Raw genomic sequence first — 833 nt, forward strand, 5'->3', positions numbered from 1 at the left:
TTGAGGTAGTGGTCGTACTTCTGTGGCTTGTCGCCGACGACGTGGTTCTGCTGGAGGATCGTCTGCACCTGCTTGAACGTCTCGGGCGTCACGAGCGGATCGTGCGTGCCGGGGTAGGTGACCTCGCGGAAGGTGACGATTCCCTGGTAGTAGGGGTTGGTGAGGATCTTGTGCAGCGCGGTCGTGGTGACCGGCTTCGCGGGGAACGACGGCGTGGGCCGGGTGGTGAGGCCGCGGGTCTCCAGCTCGCGGGCCAGCTTCGATAGCGACCAGTCGCCGGTGGCGTAGGCGGTGAACGCGAACCGGATTAGCTCGGCCCGGTCGGGGTCGATGCGCACCTCGCGTACTTCGTGCCCGCCCGCGTCGACGGTGCGGATGTTGAGGTAGCCGATGGGCGCCTTGTGCGGGGTGCCGCCGATGGACGCTTTCTGCACGAGCCCCTTGGTGACCTCCTGGGCGAGGTTCAGGGAGTAGAACTCGGCGATGGAGGCCATGATGCCGTGCATGAATTGGCCTGGTTTGAGTTCCGACCGGTTTTCCTGTCAACCTGTCGGTGACAGAAGTTCCTCGGCCTCAGCATAGTAGGCCTGCTCGACCTCGATCGGGGTACGCATATCGAGCTCCCCGTGAAGGCGCTCATGGTTCCACCACCACACGTATTCGAGGGTCGCGAGTTCGACCTGCTCGACCGTCCGCCAGGGGCCCTGCTGTCGGATCAGTTCGGTCTTGTAGAGCCCGTTGACCGCCTCCGCGAGGGCGTTGATGCTCCTATATTTGTCAACTCACGATCTCACCGGTTCTCGGGTTGACTTTGACCAGGTGGTAGAGCTCGC

1 protein-coding gene and 1 pseudogene are annotated in these 833 nt (G+C 63.4%); both read right to left on the reverse strand.

Features of this window, described 5'->3' with window-relative positions:
- A partial coding sequence (locus AC0KXF_RS15180) for a recombinase family protein (protein WP_473109965.1) occupies positions 1–506 on the reverse strand: 506 nt, incomplete at its 3' end.
- 36 nt (positions 507–542) lie between these two features.
- A pseudogene (locus AC0KXF_RS15185) lies at positions 543–761 on the reverse strand (IS3 family transposase); the annotation flags it as partial.
- Between the last annotated feature and the right edge of the window lie 72 nt (positions 762–833).

It is taken from the genome of Leucobacter holotrichiae, from assembly GCF_055791005.1.